Raw genomic sequence first — 3,065 nt, 5'->3', positions numbered from 1 at the left:
CGTCTCCACGCTGGAGCAGGTGGGCGCCACGGCCCTCTACGCCACGCCCAAGAGCTACCTGGAGGAGGTCAACCGGGAGTACAAGACGCGCCGCGACACGCTCTACAAGGCGTTGAAGGAGATCGACGGCGTCATCTGCGAGGAGCCCAAGGGCGCATTCTACATCATGGTGAAGTTCCCCGTGGACGACTGCGAGAAGTTCATCATCTGGATGCTTCAGAACTTCGACGTCAACGGCGAGACGACCATGGGCGCGCCGGGCAGCGGCTTCTACGCCACGCCGGGGCGCGGAAAGGACGAGATGCGGCTGGCCTACGTCCTGAAGACGGAGGACCTGATCAAGTCGGGGAACATCCTGAAGCAGGCCGTAGCGGCCTACCCCGGACGCATTGAGGCCATCCGGGCATAGCGTCGGCCCAACGCAGGGGCTGGCGGGGGGCACCCTGCCGGCCTTTTTTTTCAAGCCCGGGCAAAAAGCCAAAGATTAAGGAGCTGCGTCATTCCATGGAATTTTTAAGCGGGGTCCCCGCCGGGGGAACGCTCTTCAACGTCGCTGCCATCGCCCTCGGCGGCTCACTGGGCCTCGCCCTAGGGCGTTTCATCCCCGAACGCCTGAACGACACGATCTTCCACTGCATCGGGCTCTTCACGCTCTGCCTCGGCGTGGGCATGGGCCTGAAGATGCAGGACGCCGTCGCCGTCCTGGCGAGCCTCGTCCTGGGCGCACTCATCGGGGACTGGCTTCGGCTGGACGACCGGCTGAACGGGCTGGGCGACCTCCTGAAGGCGCGGTTTCACCTTGCGGAAGGCCCCTTCACACAGGGGTTTGTCACGGCGACGCTGCTCTTCTGCATCGGCTCCATGGCCATCATCGGCGCCATCGACGACGGCCTGCGCCACGACCCCACGTTGCTCGTGACAAAGGGCGTCATAGACGGCGTCGCGTCCGTCTTCCTGGCCGGGTCCTTAGGACCGGGGGTCCTGTTCTCCGTCCTGCCGATAGCCCTCTATCAGGGCGGGCTGACCCTTCTGGCGGTCCACATGGCGCCCTTCCTCACGGAGCGGCTGTACACCAACCTGTCGGCCCTGGGAGGGCTCATGATCCTCGGCATCGGGCTGAACCTCCTGGGGCTCACGAAGCTCAAGCTCTGCGACCTGCTGCCCGGCCTGGCGCTGGTCGTCCTCATCACGGTGCTGCTGTAACCGGCCTGGGACCGTCGCCGTGCGTGCGCTCCCGGAGCGCAAGGCCACACAGCGAGTTTCTGCCAATCGTGGTTTTGTCCTCCAAATCCACAGGTTGTGGCAACCTTATCGGGGATCAAGGCCGTTATTGTTCAAGTCAAGCTGACTCAGGCCTTGCCCCATCAGGTGCGGCAGAAAACGCACGAACCCCGTTTCTGCCGCACGTTAAAAACTTTGCCTGCGAATTGGGGATCAATCTTGAACTACAATTTTCACCCAAGGCGTTTCCTTCGTTCTTCCTCTGCTATGAAAGTAGCTCATACTCCATTCAAAAACGCCGTTTCTTGGAGGAATCCACTCCGCATAGTTTTCAGTGCCTATTCGAAGGTCGGCTACAATACGTTTACCACCAGCTTCACGAACCTGCCAGAAACTCGAACTCATAACGTCGCCCATCGAACTGTCAAAAGAGGTGACGCTTAAAGTAATCTTTTCTCCTTTTGAAAAGACGCTTCCCCAAACCGGGTTCAAAGGAACAGGTGTTTGCGGTTGAATCGGTTGTTTTAGACGAACAACCGATTCCTGGGGAGGGACGAGTTTCGGCGTGATTAAAACTGGTATGGAGGCCTTTTGCCCTCGGAAATTTGCATGCATAACCGTCCTGCCCGGTTTTATCCCTTCAATAAATCCCTCTTCCGTTACCCTTGCCATTGACGGATCTTCAAAGCTGTAGTACGTTCCAAACAGAGCGGGTGAGGATACTTCCCAATCCTCAGCCTTACCCTGCGCTATCAGCAAAGGCAATACATCCTTCCCCTCTTCGCTGACGATAACCATCGTATCACGAAAGTAAAGGAGAGAAACAGCGCCTACGTGCGGCGTCACATCAAGTTTTATAGCCCGGGAAGCAAGCCATTGTTTTGTCGTCGGGTCAATCATTCGCGCAAACAAAGTGTATCTTCCAGGTTTATCAACAGCTGATCGAATCATGAAATGACCCTCTTCGTCAAGATCAGTTTCAATCAGGCGTTCACCTCCGGAGAACAGACTCATTAAAGAGGGCAAACCATCAAATACCTCAATGATTATCTCTCCGCCAACACCAGACGAGTTGGGGCTTACATTACCATGAAGGACAAATTCCTCCCCGACCTTGATTGGGTTTTTCACCAGGGACACATCAATTTTTTTCTCGGGAAACAGGCGTTTGGTTGCTGAGCTTTTTTTATCGGAATATGGATAGTTATGCAATAATATCCTCGGCGTTTCCAGAATTCTTCTATCTTCTGCCGGCGTACCCTCTTCCGTCAATACAGCGTATTTTGTAAAACTCCCCAAACCAACGACCCCGGAATTAAACTCACACTCTATATGGTTTTCACTGATTACATTTTTTTTCGCTTCCTGTTGACAATCGTTTCCAAACAAAACAATATTTACAGCATATTTATCGTAACGCCCCTTTTTTCTCCAATCAAATTCAGGGGAAGGCAGGTTGTGCGCTCCTGTTTTTTTCCATTCAAGCTCTTTGCCCAGCTTCAAAGGAGGCATATTTTTAAGCAAAATAGGCAAGTCCCCTGAAGCTGTAACTCTTTCAGGATATTTTACTTCGGCAGCAACACTTCCACCCGAAAATCCGGGAAAAATCATTATCGTAAATATGCATAACAACAAGTTCTTTTTCATCTCGCACTTCCTCCTCCCGGAATAAGTTACTGAACGATATCCACACCCATAATAATACCAAATCGCGTTTAATATGGATTGCCTCCCCTGATGAAGCTCCTAAGTTCGACGACGCAAATCAAAGATTTGCTGTCTCACTTATGAAAGGGGAGGTGGTTCGCGTCAGCGAACCGGAGGGGGTCAGCCATACGACACGA

3 protein-coding genes are annotated in these 3,065 nt (G+C 53.8%); 2 read left to right on the top strand and 1 reads right to left on the bottom strand.

Annotated elements, in window-relative coordinates; genetic code table 11:
- Together SY1_RS11875 and SY1_RS11870 are read left to right on the top strand one after the other, a co-directional pair.
- On the top strand, positions 1-409 hold a 409-nt coding region (locus tag SY1_RS11875), incomplete at its 5' end, for an aminotransferase class I/II-fold pyridoxal phosphate-dependent enzyme (RefSeq protein ID WP_208873882.1).
- Between the two features lie 95 nt (positions 410-504).
- A complete protein-coding gene (locus SY1_RS11870; RefSeq protein WP_015557165.1) occupies positions 505-1,203 on the top strand; it encodes a DUF554 domain-containing protein in 699 nt (232 codons plus the stop codon).
- Positions 1,204-1,434: 231 nt separating this feature from the next.
- Here the strand turns inward: SY1_RS11870 and SY1_RS11865 are convergent, their stop codons facing one another.
- Positions 1,435-2,868, bottom strand: a complete 1,434-nt coding sequence (locus SY1_RS11865) for a hypothetical protein (protein ID WP_208873881.1) — start codon at positions 2,866-2,868, stop codon at positions 1,435-1,437.
- Positions 2,869-3,065: the final 197 nt, after the last annotated feature.

It is taken from the genome of Fretibacterium fastidiosum, assembly GCF_000210715.1.
In the GTDB taxonomy this organism is placed as follows: domain Bacteria; phylum Synergistota; class Synergistia; order Synergistales; family Aminobacteriaceae; genus Fretibacterium; species Fretibacterium fastidiosum.
This window is presented reverse-complemented; position numbering and strand designations above follow the sequence as displayed.